The following is an 18,979-nucleotide window of genomic DNA, read 5'->3' on the forward strand; positions in this document are numbered from 1 at the left end:
AGAAGAGATTAAACAATGGACGAAAATATAGTTTGGCATAACTACGCAACCACAAAGGCACAGCGTAGCGAACAAAAAAAACATAAACCGGCTATTTTATGGTTTACCGGTTTTTCTGGCTCAGGAAAAAGCACCGTTGCAAATGCACTCGAAGCGGCTTTAACTGAGCAAGCGACACATACTTATTTACTCGATGGCGATAACGTCCGTCATGGGTTATGTAAAGACCTAGGCTTTAGCGACGAAGACCGAATTGAAAATATACGTCGCGTAGGTGAAACAGCCAAATTAATGGTTGATGCTGGTTTGTTAGTGCTTACTGCTTTTATATCACCATTCAGAGCAGAGCGAGACATGGTAAGAAGCCTTGTTGGTGAAGGTGAGTTTATAGAAGTATTTATTGATACCCCACTCGATGTTTGCGAAAGTCGTGATCCAAAAGGGCTGTATAAAAAAGCACGAGCAGGAGAAATTAAACACTTTACCGGGATTGATTCAAATTACGAAGTACCCAACAACCCCGAAATAATATTAGATACCAGTAAAAACACCCTAGACCAATCGGTTGCTCAACTGCTAACGTATCTAAAACAAAAGCAAATTATAGGTTAAACACCATGAACCAAACTGAGCTACTAGAAGAAACTCTCATCCTTGCTCGCAAAGCCGGTCATGCCATTATGGGAATTTACCAAAAGGATTTTAAGGTTGAGTACAAAGCTGATGAAAGCCCTGTCACCGACGCCGATTTAGCCGCTCATAAAGTCATTGTTGCCGGATTAAAGCACCTTACTCCCAATACCCCCATCCTCAGCGAAGAAAGTGCCGATATTAGCTGGGATATTCGCCAAACATGGAAAAGCTACTGGTTAGTTGATCCTATCGATGGCACCAAAGAGTTTATTAAAAAGAACGGCGAGTTTACCGTTAATATTGCCTTAATCGAAAATGGGAAGCCCGTGTTAGCGGTAGTCGATGCTCCCGCCCTTGGCGTATCGTATTTAGCAAGTGATGCCATTGGTGCATTTAAAGATACCGGCGATGAACGTATTGAGCTGAAAGTGACAACGAAGCCAAATAAAGGGCTTATTCGTGTTGTAGGAAGTCGCTCACACCCATCGCCTGATTTAGCTGAATTTGTGAAACGTTTTGATGATGTTGAAATGGTCTCAAAGGGCAGCTCGCTTAAACTATGCTTAGTGGCCGAAGGCAGCGCCGATATTTACCCACGCTTAGGACCAACGTGCGAGTGGGATACTGGGGCTGGCCATGCTATTGCCGAAATAGCTGGTGCTAAAGTGACAAAGCTCGATGGTAGCCCGCTGATTTATAACACGAAAGATGAATACTTAAATCCATATTTTCTAGTCAGTGCAATAGAAGAGTAAATAAAACAAGATGCTTAAATGATGAGGGGTATCTCATCATTTAAGCAACGACGTTAATTTACTTTGTATTAAGTAATGCGTCGAATAAATCGAACAATTTGTCTAATTCATCAATCGTGTTGTAATGCATACAACCGATACGCACCACCCCGCCTTTATCAAGTACACCTAACTGTTCACATAAGCCTTGTGCATAAAAGTTACCATCCCAAACACACACATGCTGTTGACCTAAAAACTCAGATACTTTACGCGGTGCGATACCGTCAAATGTAAGCGCAAACGTAGGCGTACGCTGTGCTAAGCGAGTGACATCATCAATACCCAACAATTTAATTTTTGGGTATGCGGCTAACCGTGTTAAAAAATGCTCACTAAGTGCCATTTCGTGCTTTTTAGTTTTAGCAAATGCAACCGTTAATTGTTCGCGGCGAGTATGACTGCTATCAAGCTCGCTGATGGCTGCAATGTAATCAACCGCGCTAATAAAACCAGCGAGGGCTTCAAAGCTTTGAGTACCGGTTTCCCAACGACCTGGTGCAACATCTTTAGCCGGCTCAACCTTATAAGGTGTAAACCCTTCTAAGTGCGCTTGTTTAGCATAAACAATCCCTAGGTGAGGTCCGAAAAATTTATACGCTGAACACGCTAAAAAGTCGCAATTAAGTGCTTGTACATCTATTAGCTCATGCGGTGCATAATGCACAGCGTCTACATACACGAGAGCCCCAACATTATGTGCCAGCTTTATAATACGCTTAATGTCATTAATCGAACCTGTGGTATTTGATGCATACGTAACGGCAACGAGCTTAGTGTTTTCATTTAATAAACTTTCAAACTGCGCCATATCTAAACTGCAATCAGCTTCGTTGATTAAAGCGGTATTCACTTTAACCCCTTTATCTTCTGCCGCTTGTTGCCACGATGATACGTTTGAAAAGTGATCTGCATTGGTAACGATAATTTCATCTCCAGCTTGCCACTGGCGTGAAATAGCGCGGCTGAAGCTAAAGGTTAAGGTGGTCATGTTTGGACCAAATACAATATTTTGTGCGCTTGGTGCATTAAGTAAATCGGCTGCCGCTTGACGGGCACTCGCCATTAACTCTACGGTTTTATCGCTTGAGAAAAATGCACCACCTAAATTTGAATTGTAATGACCTAAATAAGCTGTCATTGCATTAAGCACTGATTGCGGTACTTGTGAACCGCCCGGCCCATCTAAAAAAATAGGTGACTGCCCATCAATGTGCTGCATTAATGCTGGAAATTGCTCACGTAGTGAATTTATATTCATGGCTATTCCTTAAGCAGTTAATACAAAACAGTCGAGATAACCTGGCTGGTTTTCATTAATTTTATTCATTGGTGTGGCGTTATGCCACACTTGGCGATCGTTGATTAGGGCAAACATGCCGTCTTTAATTTCCATTTTAAAACACGGTTCTGCTTGCTTGTTTTCATACACCAGCAACTCGCCACCTTCCAAGTTTTCGTGAGAAACGCCACAAATACACACATGGTCAAAACCATCTTGATGAATACCTTCTGGGGCTGGCGGTGTATCACTATCAATTGCTAGCATTCTGAATTGATGAATTTCAATATCACGCTCTTCACTAATACCGGTTATGGTGCGAAACTCATTCACAATACTCTTCATTCCTTCGCTTTGAAGTAAGCTATTTTCAAGGTTTTCGTACGTACGCTCTACATTTCCTTGAAAGGTATTAATTGAGTCGTCTTGCACAAATGCTTTAGTCGCTTGCAATACCAGCTCGCCACTTTTCATTTTAATCACTGAATAACGGCGTTTGCGAAACGCACCATCGGCATATGGATTTGCCGGTAAATTAGAAAATGATGGTTTTACTTCGTCAATATGAGCCTGGTTTACAAAGCGAAGTTGTAATAGGTTTTGGTTATTTAATGCTGTCATAAAACTCTGCTTATATTAATAAAACGATTAAGTAGAATTTTAATGCATTTTGTTAGGAATTATTGCCTTAAAAAATGGCTTTAGTAACAGTAATTTTATAATTTTATTTGTTTCATCTATATTTATAGATTTTTTATTCAATTATAAAAAAACCCGCCGAAGCGGGTTTTTTAAAAACAGTACTAAAATTATACAGTTTGCTGAATAATTACGTTGTCTGCTTTTTTAGTGTACTGAGGCATACGGTGGAAGTTCAAGTAACGGTATGTATCTGCAGCCGTTGCATTGATTTTCGCAGCATATTCTTGGTACTCAGCTGGCGTAGGTAATTTACCTAAAATAGCCGCAATTGCTGCAAGCTCTGCCGAAGCTAAGAATACGTTCGCACCATTACCTAAACGGTTAGGGAAGTTACGAGTTGAAGTAGACACAACGGTCGCTTTATCTGCAACACGTGCTTGGTTACCCATACATAATGAACACCCTGGGGTTTCAATACGTGCACCAATACGACCAAAGATACCGTAGTAACCTTCATCAGTCAGTTGGTCTTTATCCATCTTAGTTGGTGGAGCAACCCAAAGCTGTGTAGGAATACGGCCAGTATAACCGTCTAGTAGTTTACCCGCTGCACGGAAGTGACCAATATTAGTCATACAAGAACCGATAAATACTTCATCGATTTTCTCGCCAGTCACATCTGATAATAAGCGCGCGTCATCTGGGTCATTTGGAGCACAAAGGATTGGCTCTTTAATCTCTGCTAGATCGATTTCTACAACGTGCTTATATTCTGCATCTGCGTCAGCTTCCATAAGTTCAGGATTAGCTAGCCATTCTTGCATTGCAGTAATACGACGCTCGATTGTACGTACATCGCCGTAACCTTCAGAGATCATCCACTTAAGCATAACAATGTTAGACTCAAGGTATTCGCTGATAGACTCTTTAGAAAGCTTAACAGTACAACCTGCAGCTGAACGCTCTGCTGATGCATCTGATAATTCAAACGCTTGCTCAACAGTTAAATGCTCAACACCTTCAATTTCTAGTACACGACCAGAGAATTCGTTGATTTTACCTTTTTTCTCTACCGTTAATAAGCCTTGCTTAATACCGTAGTAAGGGATTGAGTGTACTAAATCACGTAATGTGATACCTGGCTGCATTTCACCTTTAAAACGAACCAAAATAGACTCTGGCATATCAAGCGGCATTACACCCGTTGCTGCTGCGAATGCAACTGCACCCGAACCTGCAGGGAATGAAATACCTAATGGGAAACGAGTATGTGAATCACCACCAGTACCTACGGTATCTGGTAATAACATACGGTTTAGCCACGAGTGAATTACACCATCACCTGGACGAAGTGATACACCGCCACGGTTCATGATGAAATCAGGAAGCGTATGGTGAGTGTTTACATCAATTGGTTTAGGGTAAGCTGATGTATGACAGAATGACTGCATTGTTAAATCTGCAGAGAAACCTAAACATGCTAAGTCTTTAAGCTCATCACGAGTCATAGGGCCTGTCGTATCTTGCGAACCAACAGTTGTCATTTTAGGTTCACAGTATTGGCCTGGACGAATACCTTCAACATTACATGCTTTACCAACCATTTTTTGCGCTAGGGTAAAGCCTTTATCTGAAACTTCTGTTACCGCAGGTACTTTAAATACGTCGGTTGCACCTAAATTTAAAGAGGTGCGTGCTTTGTCTGTTAAACCACGACCAATGATTAGAGGAATACGGCCACCAGCGCGTACTTCATCTAAAATTACGTCTGATTTAAGCTCAAAGGTAGAAATCACTTCGTCTGTACCATGGCGCTTAACAACGCCTTCGTATGGGTAGATGTCGATTTGGTCGCCCATGTTAAATTCATCAACATTTAGCTCAATCGGTAATGCGCCAGAATCTTCCATTGTGTTGAAGAAGATAGGTGCAATTTTGTTACCTAAACATACACCACCAACGCGCTTGTTTGGTACAAATGGGATATCATCACCCATGAACCAAAGCACAGAGTTAGTTGCAGATTTACGTGAAGAGCCGGTACCAACAACATCACCCACATAAGCAAGCGGTAAGCCTTTAGTTTTTAATTCTTCAAGCTGAGTAATTGGGCCTACTTCACCGTCTTTTTCAGGAGTAATTCCGTCACGTGCATTTTTTAGCATTGCTAAAGCGTGAAGTGGAATATCTGGACGAGACCATGCATCTGGTGCAGGTGATAAGTCATCAGTATTCGTTTCGCCAGTTACTTTAAATACCGTTACTGAGATTTTTTCTGCTACTGCTGGCTTATTTGTAAACCACTCAGCGGCTGCCCACGATTCAATGATTTGCTTAGCAAATGCGTTACCCGCTTTCGCTTTCTCTTCTACATCGTAGAAAGCATCAAACATTAATAATGTGTTTGATAACCCTTTAACTACGATAGGGGCTAACTCATCGCTATCAAGAAGATCAATCATTGGTGCGATATTATAACCGCCCAACATTGTACCTAGTAATTCAGCTGCTTTTGCAGTTGAGATAAGAGGTGATGTTGCTTCACCTTTAGCGACTGCAGCTAAAAAGCCTGCTTTAATATAAGCAGCATCATCAACACCTGGTGGTACACGATTGATTAGTAAGTCAAGGATGAACTCTTCTTCACCTTCTGGTGGAGTTTTAATTAGTTCAATAAGATCAGCCGTTTGCTGAGCATCTAATGGCGCGGGTACGATACCTAACGCGGCACGTTCTTCTACGTGTTTACGATATTCTTGTAGCACAATATTGCCCTCTTGGTGACGTGAAAGTACTCGGTAGCGCATCATTGCGCATAAGTTAATTACCCAATACTTATAGTATTCTAGTCAAGATTATAAAGCTTTTATAGATAGATGAAAATCCATCCAGTAAAGTCATTAATTATATCGACTATAATTTACATGAATAGTAGTTTCAATAAAATTTATTCTCATGAATATTTGTTAATTGATAATCATTACTGTTAACTTTATTGCAGACACAAAAAAGCCTAGCAATAAGCTAGGCTTTTTAATAAAAAGTTAAAATTAACGTTGTACTTTAACTTTTTTGATTGATGTTACATGCGCTTCTACACGACGGTTTTCTTTATTTGCTGCCGCTGTATTTGCTGGGTTTTTAAGACGTTCTTCGCCTAAACCTACTGTTGTAATGCGATCTTCTGCAATACCATCTTTAACAAGCTGTTTAGCAACTGCGTCAGCACGCTTTTTAGATAACCATTTGTTGTAAGATGCTTTACCTACAGCTGAAGTGTGACCTTCAAGTAATACACTTGCTTCAGGGAATTTGCTTAAGAACTCACTTACTTTTTCAATATCATCAAAGTACTGAGTTGATACAGATGAATCGTTATTTGGGAACTGAACTAACAAGCTAACTGTTACTTCTTGATCTTGGTATAATGTACAACCGCTACCATCTACAGCATCAGTCATTGGAGTGTTTGGACACTTATCATCTGCATCTGGAATGTTATCGTTATCGCTATCTGCTGGAGCAACAGGTACTTCAACAACCGTTGGCGCTGGCATTACTTTTTCTTCTGTAGTTGTTTCACCAAAGAAGTAGTTAATACCTAATTTAGCACCTACATCGGTATAGCCTTTATCAAGACCTTGATATACCGCAGCTTCTGCGCTAACAAATAAGTTATCATCGAAATAATGTTGGTAACCAGCACCTAAATTAGCAAAGGTGTTGTTTTCTACAACATCCATTTCTTTTAAACCAAATAAACCGTAGAAAGGGCCACCATCGAAGTGGTATAAACCATCAATACCGTAGCGCTTACCATCGATACCCTGACGGCTACCAGTGTTTGAATTAAAAGCATTGAAATCCATATCAGCATACTCTAAACGAGCAGTCCAATAGTCGTTGAAACGATAACCAGCTTCGGCACCTAAACTTACAGATTCATTTACATCTTGATCTGCTTGAGCGCTCATGTTCTTCCATGACGCGTCGTAGTAATCACCAAACGCACCAATGTAAAAACCTTCTTTTTCTGCAGCCATTGTAGAAGTACTTGTTGCTGCAAATGCAATTGCAAGTGTAATTAATTTTAATTTCATTGTTTCTTCCCGTTTTAACAATTAATAAATTTATAAGTAAGGCTCATGCTGAACCAGTTTTTTACACAATACCTAAGCTTGTGTTAATCAATACTTAACAGATTTAAATTTTAATTTTTAAATCAATACACGGTACCAACCTATTACTACTTATAGTTACCCGTTATAGGTAAATCAATAAGCGAGCTATCGAATGCAGATAAAATCAATACCTTAGAATAAGGGCGCGATAGTATCATCGGTTCAACTTATGCTCAATCAATGAGTAATGAAAAAGTAAAAACCAGCATATCTATTGAAAAAGTTTACATAAAATAAATACTTAAGTACCACAAAATGTATTGTAATTTAGAGCATCGTTTATTTTATGATTAAATTCTGCACTATTTTCATTAAAAAGATAAGGCTTATCCATTACTAATTTAAATTTTTTATAAATTTCACTACAACCAGCTTGAGTAAACTCTAACAAAATATCTTCAATGAGGTTATTTCGTGGGATCACACACGGATTAGCGGCACGCATAATAGTGTAACTATCATTATTAGTGCGAGCCTGCCATTGCAACATCCAAGCATGTAATACTTTCGGTACCTTTGCGTTTGCTAATAGCGACTCGGTTAGTGAGTTAAATGTATTGGTGTAGTCAAGTTTGTGTTCGTTTAATAACTTGAGCAGTTCACTAATTAACTCATGATCACCTTCATGTTGCCCCACCAGCCCCAGCTTTTTCTCCCACATTGACGTAAATGCTTTATTAAATTGCGTTGAAAAGTTATTAATAATTGGGCTTAACAGCTCTATTGCTCGCTCATCATCTTCATCGATTAACCCCATTAGGCTCTCTGCTAGGCGGGTGCAATTCCAGCTAGCTATATTAGGTTGATTCCCAAAAGCATATCGCCCTTGTTTATCTATCGCGCTATAACAGGTGTCAAAATCAAATTGATTCATCATGGCACACGGACCATAATCAATTGTTTCGCCGCTAATTAACGTATTGTCGGTATTCATTACACCGTGAATAAAACCAACTCGCATCCAACTAACCACTAGCTCTATCTGGCTATTAATTACCTTTTGTAAAAACATCAAATAGCGCTGCGCACCCGTTTCTGTAATCTCACTATAGTGACGTTCTATTGCTAAATCAGCGAGGTTTTTAAGGCCTTTTAAATCACCTTGTGCTGCCAAATATTGAAATGAGCCAACTCGGATATGACTACTTGCGAAGCGTGTTACAATGGCACCTGGTTGTGGTGACTGTCGATATACTTGCTCACCACTGCTAACAACGGCCAAACAACGTGTGGTTTTAATACCTAAAGCGTGCATAGCTTCGCTCATAATATATTCGCGCACAGCAGGCCCCATTGCACATCGCCCATCACCTCCCCGGCTAAAATGGGTAATGCCTGAACCTTTTAATTGAATATCCCATAATTGATTATCATCATCGCTTAACGCACCTAATAAATGAGCACGCCCATCACCTAAACGTGGTGAAAAGTGACCAAATTGATGCCCTGAATACCCTAACGCGACCGCTGGCGTTGCTAATGCTTGATTACCACTAAATATTTGCACTTTGTCATTTTCAGCCATGTTTATATCAAACTGCTGTGCTAATGGTTCATTCCATAACAATAATTGTGGATTACTCACCGACGAAGGCGTATTTTCAATAGCAAAATCATCTGCGATGTCTGTGTACCTTGGCAGTAATTTCATATGTATTCCTATTATAATGACTGACTAATGCCAACCCGGTTATCGCCGACACTATAAGCGACGATTAAACTAAGCTCTTGCATACTCAAACCACTTTGCTGCTGTAATGAGTTAAAAAATGCCTGTGCTGCAGTCAGTGACTTTTTAGTTTGTAAACCACCCTCAATAATTTTATGCGCCCTTAAGTAATTTTCTACATCGCGCGAAAGCAAAAAGGTATCTTTTCCTAAAGCACGTAATGCATACGCGCCAGTATTGCCTCCTAAGCGTGCGCCATGTTTTTTTAAATATGCCCATAAGCCAATAATATTATCGCTAGGCCACTCAGAAATAAATTTGCTAAAGCTACCATGCTGCTGGGCAACGTCATGAATCATCATGGTGTTTTCGGGGATTGTTTGTACTTTTTTAAAATTTCGGATAATGCGCTCATCGGTTGCCTTTTGTTCTAACATCTCCGGTGGCATCATCAGTAGTTTCTCTATGTTAAACTGCCAAAACACCTCTCTAAAACCTGGCCATTTATTATTTATGACAGACCAGTAAAAACCACTTTGAAATACTTTGCGAGTAAATTCCTCTAACCAATCATCATCAGTGAGTGCTTTTAATTGTTTATTTGTAGCAGGTTTTACTAATAACTGCTTTAACATAGCCTCAGAACCCTTTCGTTCTATTGCGCGTAAATAAATATCTTGGAAATTTTCCATTTTTATCAACTACCTTAATGATTATTTGCTTAGTGTACGAGAAAACACTGTAATACGTAATAGTTGCCATTATCGATGAGTTGTTAAAGTTTTAGCTGCTTGACACCTAGATGGCTAAAATGGTTTAATCTCTGTAATTACCCTATTTTGTATTATCGAGCATTATCGCTAATACACAGGGCTAGAAGAGGTGCGTTATTCAGGTAACGTATGTTTGGAGCGCAAACTCCCATAAACATACGCGAGGGGAATTAACGCCGAGAAATAACGACTTTTGCGAGTTCTTTATTTCGGGCGACTAGGTTGAATCCTAGCGACTGTCACCAACAGTTAATTTTAATTAACTGCTTAGTTTGGTGGAGAGCTTCTGGTCTTAAATAATAAGGCCTCTGCCCTATTGTTCTAAGCCCATTCGCTCTTCGAATAATAAATTCGAATCATGTTAATGCGGCGCTATCAAATATATCTCCTCTTTAACTCTTCGAATAACATAAAAGTTCGTGAGAGATGATCAACAACTTCAATTTAAACGATTACCCGTTGTGGACTGCACTGGTTACACCCTTTAATCAACAAGGTGATGTTGATTACACTTCGTTGACCGCACTTGTAAATGAACAAGCAGCGGCAAAGAATGGGATACTACTGTTAGGTAGCACCGGTGAGGGTTTAGCCCTGACCCTGCAAGAACAAAAAAATATTGTTGAGCACGTGTGTCAATTAACTCCCAACGTCCCTTTAATGGTTGCGGTAGGCGGTAGTAATTTAGCACAACAACAAGAATGGATTTCGTTTTGCAATAAACTCCCTATTCATAGCTACTTATTAGGCTCACCTCTTTATGCTAAACCCGGCGAGGTAGGACAAACTCATTGGTATCAAAGCTTACTAAGTAAAAGTGCGCATCCATGTATGCTTTATAATGTCCCTGGGCGCAGTGGCGTAAGCATCCCCGTACAAACCATTAAAAATTTAGCATCAAATGATAAGTTATGGGCCTTAAAAGAAGCCAGTGGCGATATTGCACAATTTGAAGCTTACCGCCAAGCAGCACCTGACTTAGCATTATTTAGCGGGGATGATGCGCTGATGCCTTATTTTGCTCAAGCCGGTGCTAAAGGTTTAGTATCTGTCGCTTCTAATGCATGGCCTACGCAAACACATGAGTTTGTTTTGCGAAGCTTAAGTGGTCAGCACCCTAATTTATTTGCCCAGTGGACACGCGCAATTAATAGCTTATTTGCTGTGGCAAACCCAATCCCCGTTAAAGTATTAATGCATTTACAGGGCCGCTTAAACAGCCCTTATTTGCGTCCACCTTTAACACACCTTGAGTTAACTCAAACCGATTGCATTAATAATGCAAACAACACCATATTATCTTGGCATTAAACATTAAATACAGGTTTTTAAAAATGAGCTGGTTAGAACTACTAAACGATTTAGAATCAGGCGCTGTACGCGCTGCATCACAAAACGAACACGGTCAATGGGAAGCGAACGTTGAAGTAAAACAAGGAATATTAGAAGCTTTTAAAAATGGCACAAATACAGAGTTTGCAGGCGGGTTCGTAGATAAACATAACCTTGCCCCACAAGAGTTTACCGCAAACGATGGTGTACGCATGGTACCAGGCGGCTCAAGTGTTCGTCGTGGTGCATATGTAGCAAAAGGCACCATTATTATGCCACCTGCATATGTAAATATTGGTGCTTACATCGACGAAGGTACTATGGTAGATAGCCATGCTTTAGTTGGATCATGTGCACAAGTAGGTAAAAACGTACATCTAAGTGCTGCAGTGCAATTAGGCGGTGTCCTTGAGCCTATCGGTGCAAGCCCTGTTGTTGTGGAAGACGATGCTTTTATCGGCGCAGGCTGTGTGATAGTTGAAGGCGTAGTAGTGAAAAAAGGCGCCGTACTAGCGCCAGGTGTTCGTTTATCAGCGACTATCCCTGTATACGATTGCGTGAATGAGCGACAGCTTGATAAAGGCGAGCCTATCCCTGAGTATGCGATTGTGATACCAGGTTCGCGCCCAGCTTCAAATGAATGGGCACGAGAGCAAGGGTTAAGCATGTCGTGTGCGCTTATTGTAAAGTATCGTGACGAGCAAAGTGATGCCTCATTGCTATTAGAAGAGGTTTTACGATAATGGATTTTTTGAGCACGCCTATCAAAACAGCGGTAAGTACACTTACGCAGCAACTTGATACGCCTTTTTTTGTTTACGACTTAGATAAGCTAAATACACATTTAGCGCGTTTAATGGCGCAAACCGACGTAAAGCTTTGGTATGCGGTAAAAGCAAACCCATTATCTAAAATTATACAAAGCTTAGACAATGCTGGTTTTAACTTTGATGTAGCAAGCAAAGGCGAGCTTGAGCAAGTACTTGCACAAGGTATTAGTTCTGAGCGCGTGCTCAATACAGGGCCTGCAAAAAGCCCTAAGCAAATCAAACACTTTATTGCCCGTGGTGTGCGTATTTTTGTTGCCGAAAGTCTTAATCAAGTTAACTGGTTAAATCAGCACGCACAACAACAAGGCATACAACTACAAGTACTTTTACGAGTACAATTACGCTGGCCTGAGGGAGAAAAAAACCCGCTTGGTGGCGATAGCCTTACTCCGTTTGGGCTAGGTTGCGATGAATGGCAAGCACTAAATACAGCCGACTACCCTGCTCTTCACTTTGATGGCTTGCATATTTTCCAATGGGGCAATATGTTAAGTACGCAAAAGCTGAGTGAGCTTTGGTCGCAAATGATTAACCCGCTAACAGCACTGGCAAATACGTTAAATATCACCTTAAAAATTCTCGATTTAGGCGGTGGCTTAGGCATCCCTTATACCCGTGATGATAATACTTTACAGTGGGATGAACTGATTCAAGCATTGGCAAAAATAAAACAAGATGCTGGCGTTGATGAGCTTTGGATGGAATTAGGACGTTACGCTGTTGGTGAATGCGGACACTATGCTAACCCTGTTGTGGAACGAAAACTTAACTACAATCAACAGCAGGTTATTTTAAGCGGTGGTATTAACCACTTACTTCGCCCTGCAGTAACGAGCCAAGATTTTCCAGTTAATCTATTAAGAGAATCTCAAGCACCGCTGCAATCAATGAGCTTATATGGCCCATTATGTACCGCCCTTGATTGCTTAGGTGAGCATTCACTCCCAGAAGATTTAAACGAGCAAGACTGGCTAGTATTCAGCCAGTGTGGGGCCTATGGCTTTAGCGAAAGTATGCCATATTTTTTATGTCATGAATTAGCCAGTGAATACGTAATACAAAACGGTAATATTAGCTGCATACGCCAAGTCGAAGATGCAAGCCACTATTTAAGGTAATTAAAATGACGGTTGTAACGGCTATCAGCCAAGAAAATATCATCGTTGGTGAAGTCGCCAACGGACTACCTCTCACTATTCCTGTATATCGCTTAAAGGGCGATGGCACAGGCCCGAGTGTGTATATACAAGCAAATATGCATGGCGCTGAAGTGCAAGGTAACGCGGTTATTTACCAGCTGTTAGAACAATTAAAACAGTTAAAATTAAAAGGCGATATCACCTTAGTTCCCTATGCTAACCCTATTGGTTGCAATCAAAAATCAGGGGAGTTTACTTTAGGTCGATTCGACCCAATAACGGGGACTAACTGGAATCGCATGTATCACTATAACAGTGATTTAGTAACCGAGTTTGCCAATACTCACAGCCGGTTTAACGACGATGCATTAAAGCGTGCTTTTAAACAATCACTTATTAGTGAAATAAACAATAAGCTGAATGGCCCTGCTTATTTGCTCAATACAGGTAAACGTATAGCGCTTAACTTACAAAAGTTAGCACATCAGGCAGATATTGTACTGGACTTACATACAGGACCCATTTCAAGCAAGCACTTATATTGCCCTACGTTTGCACGCAATAGTGCACACTACTTTAATATTGAGCATGTGTTACTGATCCCCAATGATTTTGATGGTGCAATGGATGAAGCAAGCTTTTGTCCGTGGTGGCACTTATCAGAAAAGCTCGCAACCCAAGGGCGAAAATTTGACGTGCAAGTTGAAGCCTTTACGGTAGAGCTAGGTAGCCAAGAAAGAATAGACTTAACAGAAGCTAAAAACGATGCCAACAGTATTTTAAGTTACCTCACTTATAAAGCAGTATTTACTGATGCTAATTATCGACCTACAGATATTACACGCTACGCATGCCACTTAGACGATTACTTAGCGTATTATGCCCCTATTGGTGGTATGGTTGAATATATTGCTCCACTAGGTGGGCATATTAAAGCGGGTGAACCCATAGCGAATATATTAAGAATGGAAAATTACTTACAAGCGCAACCCTTACAAACGCTCACTCTCGATACCGATGCAATAGCCATACTCCACTTTGCTTCTGCAAGCGTAAACCAAGGTACCGAATTATATAAGTTTTTCACCAACACATTTGAACTATAATATTGATTATTATAGTACTCCCGTCTCATTGCGTGAGAGCTAGGTAATATTACTTAGCATAAAAATAGCGGCTTAAGCCGCTATTTTTTTACAGTCAAAAAGTATATTTTTATGCTTTGTTCATTTGCTCAATAAACTGATTAGAATCTTCTATCGATTTATTCATATCATTCATTAATAACTGTATATCGCGTTTTAAGCTAGTAAATTCACCTTTAATAGCAGTAACTGCTTGTGCATTTAAGTTATGTTTTAAATATAAAACATTATCTTTTAATGACGAAAGAACCGGCTCCATTTTACTTTCTGCACTACGCATTGAGCTAAGTAATTTATTAAACTGACGCTGCGTTTCGGTTAGTTTTTTCCCGCTTTCACGTTTCAGTGTTGTGTTACTGTATTGTTCTAATTCATCAGACCATTCAGAAAATAAAGCCTGTGCAACATCTTCAACTTTATTTATGTTACTTGTGACATCATCGGCTGCTTTTAAGCTCGATTCATAATCATTATTTAATTGTTCGTATGCATCTTGCAACTCACCACCATCAAAATTAATAAGCGTCGTTAAACGCTCTAATGCCGATTGAAATTCTTCTTGTGATTCTTGTTGTGCTTCTTTTGTTTCTTCTACGCGATCGATTAAAATATCGCGCTTATGCACGCCTACTTTTTCCATAGCTGAGTAATATGCCGTCTGACATCCCGACAAAACTAGCGTAAACGCAAGAATTGATGCGTTAAGCAAAGTATGTTTTTTCATTAGAATCCCTAATTAGTTACGTTAGTGCTGTAAATTATGTTACTGATTGATATGATAATCAAAACTATTTTAGCACAAGTTAATTGTATGAATGATAAGCTCCAGCATTATAAACAGCAAATAAAGTCACTCCTTCGTCAGCAGCCTGGTTGGTGGATGCAATATATAAATCGATGTATAGATGACCAGATTACTGTAAATGCAGGTTATTTAGCCTATGTAACGTTATTATCGTTAGTACCATTAATTGCTGTCGGCGTCGCTATATTTTCTGCATTTCCGGGCTTTGAATCGACCCGTCTAGCTATAGAAAGTTTTTTATTTACCAACTTTGTTCCCACTTCATCTGATGTAATTAAAGAACATATTAGCTCTTTTGCAGGTAATGCCAATCAAATGACCGCGGTAGGGATTGGGTTTTTAGCAGCCATTGCATTACTGCTCATTCGAAATGTCGACGCTACATTAAATAGAATTTGGCGTATTAAGAAAAAACGCCCAATGATGATCTCATTTGCAATATATTGGATGGTATTAAGCTTAGGACCGGTGCTGCTTGGTGCCAGTATAGGCGTCACATCATATATTGTGTCACTTGTTTCGTTTGCCGACCAAGGGATCCCCGGCTTTAGCGGTTTTTTATTAAAATTACTTCCTTATACCATATCTATGGTCGGCTTTATTATGCTTTACACTCTAGTGCCTAATACTCAAGTCTCTTTTAGGGCTGCTATTCCAGGCGCTTTTTTTGGAGCCTTATTATTCGAGCTTACCAAAAAAGGGTTCGCTCTTTACATTAGTCACTTCCCTTCATATGAAGTTATTTATGGAGCTGTAGCGACTATCCCTATTTTATTTGTATGGATTTATCTCTCTTGGATCGTTGTATTATTAGGTGCTGAATTTACAGTGTGCATCAGCGAAAATAACCTCCCTGATACCCCCGATATAAATTTAGATACTCAAAATAAAGAAGGTTAAAGTATGCAAGGGTTAATTCAACGTGTTACAGGTGCTTCTGTCAGTATCAACAATCAGGTAGTAGGCGAGATCCAGCAAGGATTACTTTTATTATTAGGCGTTGAGAGAATTGACGATGAAAAAAGTGCAGATAAACTACTTAAAAAAGTAACTAGCTATCGTGTGTTTAGTGATGAAAACGACAAAATGAACCTTAGCCTTAACGATATTGGTGGCGAGCTACTAATTGTTTCTCAATTTACTCTTGCTGCCAATACCGAAAAAGGATTGCGCCCTAGCTTTTCCAGTGCAGCCGCACCAGAGCAAGCCAAAGCTATTTATAACTATTTTGTAAACCAAGCAAGTAAGCTCAATATTACAATCGCCTGCGGGCAATTTGGTGCCGATATGCAAGTAAGTTTATGTAATGATGGGCCAGTAACATTTTTACTTACTAGCTAACAGCTGCTTCACCAAAGTCGTATTTAAGCTTAAAGCACAATACCGTATGCTTAACCCCTTTATAGAGCAAAAAATTAACGTTTTAACTTATTTAATCTGGAGTAATTATGTTTCAAGTGAGCACCCCTCAAAGTAGCGAAGACTGGCAAGCCTATTATTCCTTACGCTGGCAAGTACTACGTGCTCCGTGGAACGAACCTCGCGGCTCTGAGCAAGATGATTTAGAACAAGATTCAGAGCATCGCTTTATAAAAAACAATGATCACGAAGTGCTTGGTGTCGCACGCCTACATTTTAATAATCACCAACAAGCACAAGTACGTTATATGGCTGTTGCTGAAAATGCTCGAAACCAACATATCGGCAGCCGTTTACTACACGAATTAGAAAAACTTGCATGGACTCAAAATGCTAACGAACTTGTATTATTTGCCAGAGAGCGAGCACTTACATTTTATAAGCGCCATGGCTATGAAATAAAAGAAAAAGCACATTTAGCCTACAACGATATCCAACATTGGAAAATGATCAAGCAAAAGCCTTCAGAGCCCGGTTGGTTTCGCCACCCCGCTTGGACGCAAACACTACAAAATATATGGCGTGAATCGATTCCAATAAGTGATGCTATGGGTATTAAAATAGAGAGCTATACTGATTGGCAGTTTACAACAACAGCAGATTTAAATGCCAACCTAAACCCGCACAACACTATGTTCGCAGGGTCTATCTATAGCTTAGCTAGTTTAACAGGCTGGGGAGCAGCATACCTTGCACTAAAAGAGGCTGGCTTAGCAGGTAATATAGTATTAGCAAATGCAAATATTAATTACTTACAGCCATTATTAAATGAGCCAAGAGCTCGTGTAGATTTAAATACCTGTAAGGGCAAATTAGAAGAACTTACTCACATCGGTAAAGCGACGTATTTAGTACCAGTGATTATCTATGATGGTGAGCATATCGTTGCAGAGTTTGAAGGGTTATTTGTTATAAAACAAGCCTAGTAAAATACACCCAAGCTAAAAAAGAGCTTAGCTTGGGTTACCATCACAATAAATCAGTTAAAACAATCCCTAAACCAATTCTTTCAATATCAGCATTGTAATCGATTAAACTTTCACCATATCCATTAAAGTACTGGGCATAGCCTCTGACACGGCCCCATAAAGGGAATGACCAATCGAGTTGAATAGCCCCTCTATTTTCAGAATTTAAGTTATTACGAGCCATAAAACTAAACTCATGCTGAGCCATTCTATAAGCTCCCGAAAACTCAAAGTAGCCCATATATTTATAAATATCTGGGTTATCATCGCCATCAGCAGAAAGTGATTCTGTTTTTTCATCTTCAGGAATGCGATACCACGGTTTAAAACTAAATACGAAGCCCCTATTCTCCCAAATAAAGTCAGCATAAATGCGGTTCCATGAACGAGAGTTTGGTTGACTGCGTCCATTAGACTGATGAGAGAAGCCCAATACGATGGCCATTTCATCGCCCCACAAAACATTTTCAGAGTCTAAAAAGTTCACCCAAAATATTTCAGGTTCATAGTTGGTCTCCCTAAAAGGAGATGAAATATCTTTGTTATATACTTGCCAGTAAGACTGTAAAGTAAAGCCAAAAAACACTCCCTGATCTTCATCATCAAACCCATCATATAAAGGGACTTTAATTGATAATTGATATTTTGCTTCTAAATTATCTAACGGTTCACCACTATCATCATCACTAAGTTCATCAAAGCCATCAAACGGGCGTGCATTAGGGTGGGATACATATGACACAGGCAATATATAATTACGACGATGTGGCGTTATTACGTTGCGGTTTTTACCACTCACCTTTTCACGGGCCATACGCTTATCTAAAAAGGAAAGTTGTTTCGATTCTTCCAGTGCCGTACATTTTTCTTTCAGCTCAGCTATAGTTTGCTTTTCATCGCCGGCAATTACTTCATTCAGAACACATTGCTTGACTAAATCAATCCCGCTGTCTTGTTCATTCTCTCTATCAATAGACTCTTGGGCTAATCCAGAAGAGAGGTATAGCGCAGGGATCATAAATATATAACGCCAATTCATAGTAGTTCCTTGTAGTAAACTGTAAATGCTGCTTTATATAATAACATAGCCACCTTTATGGACTATGACCAATTATACTACTAACCACCTAATAACGATCATCTACACTCAATTTAAAACGTAAAAACCCGAGCCAACACGCTAAGTTTACTTAAACTTACAACCTAAATCTTGCCGTAATGACTACCATGTTAGAACGTATTTTTAGCTTCTCATTTTCTTCTCTTTGTGAGCAATGGTTTTGGTTTTTAGTGATTAAGACAAATTTGCACAAAGAGGCGCTGCGCTTTAGAGTAGTGATTTAGTGACTAAGCCATTACTTTTAATG

At 39.7% G+C, this 18,979-nt stretch carries 17 protein-coding genes and 1 riboswitch; of the genes, 9 read left to right on the forward strand and 8 right to left on the reverse strand.

Annotated elements, in window-relative coordinates; genetic code table 11:
* Positions 1 to 15 precede the first annotated feature (15 nt).
* Positions 16 to 612 carry an adenylyl-sulfate kinase gene (gene cysC, locus J8L70_RS15410; protein WP_211056466.1) on the forward strand — a complete coding sequence of 199 codons (597 nt, stop codon included), beginning with the start codon at positions 16 to 18 and terminating at the stop codon, positions 610 to 612.
* Positions 613 to 617: 5 nt separating this feature from the next.
* Positions 618 to 1,388 carry a 3'(2'),5'-bisphosphate nucleotidase CysQ gene (cysQ, locus tag J8L70_RS15415; protein WP_211056467.1) on the forward strand — a complete coding sequence of 257 codons (771 nt, stop codon included), beginning with the start codon at positions 618 to 620 and terminating at the stop codon, positions 1,386 to 1,388.
* A 58-nt stretch (positions 1,389 to 1,446) separates the two neighbouring features.
* Here cysQ and J8L70_RS15420 read toward each other — a convergent pair whose 3' ends face one another.
* The 6 genes from J8L70_RS15420 to J8L70_RS15445 form a co-directional block, all read right to left on the reverse strand.
* A complete protein-coding gene (locus J8L70_RS15420) occupies positions 1,447 to 2,688 on the reverse strand; it encodes a cysteine desulfurase-like protein (RefSeq protein WP_211056468.1) in 1,242 nt (413 codons plus the stop codon).
* 9 nt (positions 2,689 to 2,697) lie between these two features.
* Positions 2,698 to 3,330, reverse strand: coding sequence for a 2OG-Fe dioxygenase family protein (locus J8L70_RS15425; RefSeq protein ID WP_211056469.1), 633 nt, complete (start codon positions 3,328 to 3,330; stop codon positions 2,698 to 2,700).
* A 188-nt stretch (positions 3,331 to 3,518) separates the two neighbouring features.
* Positions 3,519 to 6,116, reverse strand: a complete 2,598-nt coding sequence (acnB, locus tag J8L70_RS15430) for a bifunctional aconitate hydratase 2/2-methylisocitrate dehydratase (RefSeq protein WP_211056470.1) — start codon at positions 6,114 to 6,116, stop codon at positions 3,519 to 3,521.
* Positions 6,117 to 6,401: 285 nt separating this feature from the next.
* Positions 6,402 to 7,451, reverse strand: a complete 1,050-nt coding sequence (locus J8L70_RS15435; RefSeq protein WP_211056471.1) for an OmpA family protein — start codon at positions 7,449 to 7,451, stop codon at positions 6,402 to 6,404.
* 322 nt (positions 7,452 to 7,773) lie between these two features.
* The gene (locus J8L70_RS15440) at positions 7,774 to 9,183 is read right to left on the reverse strand and encodes a protein adenylyltransferase SelO family protein (RefSeq protein ID WP_211056472.1); all 1,410 of its coding nucleotides are present in this window, start codon (positions 9,181 to 9,183) and stop codon (positions 7,774 to 7,776) included.
* Between the two features lie 11 nt (positions 9,184 to 9,194).
* Complete coding sequence (locus J8L70_RS15445) at positions 9,195 to 9,893, reverse strand: DNA-3-methyladenine glycosylase I (RefSeq protein ID WP_211056473.1); 699 nt, start codon at positions 9,891 to 9,893, stop codon at positions 9,195 to 9,197.
* A 177-nt stretch (positions 9,894 to 10,070) separates the two neighbouring features.
* Positions 10,071 to 10,268, forward strand: a riboswitch (Lysine riboswitch).
* Between the two features lie 132 nt (positions 10,269 to 10,400).
* Between J8L70_RS15445 and dapA the strand changes: the two genes are divergently transcribed.
* The 4 genes from dapA to J8L70_RS15465 are packed head-to-tail and all read left to right on the forward strand — an operon-like array spanning position 10,401 to position 14,381.
* On the forward strand, positions 10,401 to 11,285 hold the full coding sequence (dapA, locus tag J8L70_RS15450; RefSeq protein ID WP_211056474.1) for a 4-hydroxy-tetrahydrodipicolinate synthase: 885 nt from the start codon (positions 10,401 to 10,403) through the stop codon (positions 11,283 to 11,285).
* A gap of 23 nt (positions 11,286 to 11,308) precedes the next feature.
* Positions 11,309 to 12,049, forward strand: a complete 741-nt coding sequence (locus J8L70_RS15455; protein ID WP_211056475.1) for a 2,3,4,5-tetrahydropyridine-2,6-dicarboxylate N-succinyltransferase — start codon at positions 11,309 to 11,311, stop codon at positions 12,047 to 12,049.
* The gene (locus tag J8L70_RS15460) at positions 12,049 to 13,254 is read left to right on the forward strand and encodes a PLP-dependent decarboxylase (RefSeq protein ID WP_211056476.1); all 1,206 of its coding nucleotides are present in this window, start codon (positions 12,049 to 12,051) and stop codon (positions 13,252 to 13,254) included. Before J8L70_RS15455 ends, J8L70_RS15460 begins: the two co-directional genes overlap by 1 nt.
* Positions 13,255 to 13,259: 5 nt before the next feature.
* Positions 13,260 to 14,381, forward strand: coding sequence for a succinylglutamate desuccinylase/aspartoacylase family protein (locus J8L70_RS15465; protein ID WP_211056477.1), 1,122 nt, complete (start codon positions 13,260 to 13,262; stop codon positions 14,379 to 14,381).
* A gap of 109 nt (positions 14,382 to 14,490) precedes the next feature.
* Here the strand turns inward: J8L70_RS15465 and J8L70_RS15470 are convergent, their stop codons facing one another.
* Positions 14,491 to 15,144: a DUF2959 domain-containing protein gene (locus J8L70_RS15470; RefSeq protein ID WP_211056478.1), complete on the reverse strand. Its 654-nt coding sequence runs from the start codon at positions 15,142 to 15,144 to the stop codon at positions 14,491 to 14,493.
* Positions 15,145 to 15,231: 87 nt separating this feature from the next.
* Here J8L70_RS15470 and J8L70_RS15475 point away from each other — a divergent pair, with 87 nt between their 5' ends.
* The 3 genes from J8L70_RS15475 (at position 15,232) to J8L70_RS15485 (ending at position 17,570) form a co-directional block, all read left to right on the forward strand.
* Positions 15,232 to 16,125, forward strand: a complete 894-nt coding sequence (locus J8L70_RS15475) for a virulence factor BrkB family protein (protein WP_211056479.1) — start codon at positions 15,232 to 15,234, stop codon at positions 16,123 to 16,125.
* A 3-nt stretch (positions 16,126 to 16,128) separates the two neighbouring features.
* Entirely contained in the window at positions 16,129 to 16,566 is a 438-nt protein-coding gene (gene dtd / locus J8L70_RS15480; protein ID WP_211056480.1) for a D-aminoacyl-tRNA deacylase, read from the forward strand.
* A gap of 107 nt (positions 16,567 to 16,673) precedes the next feature.
* On the forward strand, positions 16,674 to 17,570 hold the full coding sequence (locus J8L70_RS15485) for a bifunctional GNAT family N-acetyltransferase/hotdog fold thioesterase (RefSeq protein ID WP_211056481.1): 897 nt from the start codon (positions 16,674 to 16,676) through the stop codon (positions 17,568 to 17,570).
* Positions 17,571 to 17,613: 43 nt separating this feature from the next.
* On the opposite strand, the gene J8L70_RS15490 is transcribed toward J8L70_RS15485, so the two are convergent.
* Entirely contained in the window at positions 17,614 to 18,651 is a 1,038-nt protein-coding gene (locus J8L70_RS15490) for a phospholipase A (RefSeq protein WP_211056482.1), read from the reverse strand.
* Between the last annotated feature and the right edge of the window lie 328 nt (positions 18,652 to 18,979).

The sequence above is a fragment of the Pseudoalteromonas sp. MMG010 genome, assembly GCF_018100905.1.
GTDB lineage: Bacteria > Pseudomonadota > Gammaproteobacteria > Enterobacterales > Alteromonadaceae > Pseudoalteromonas.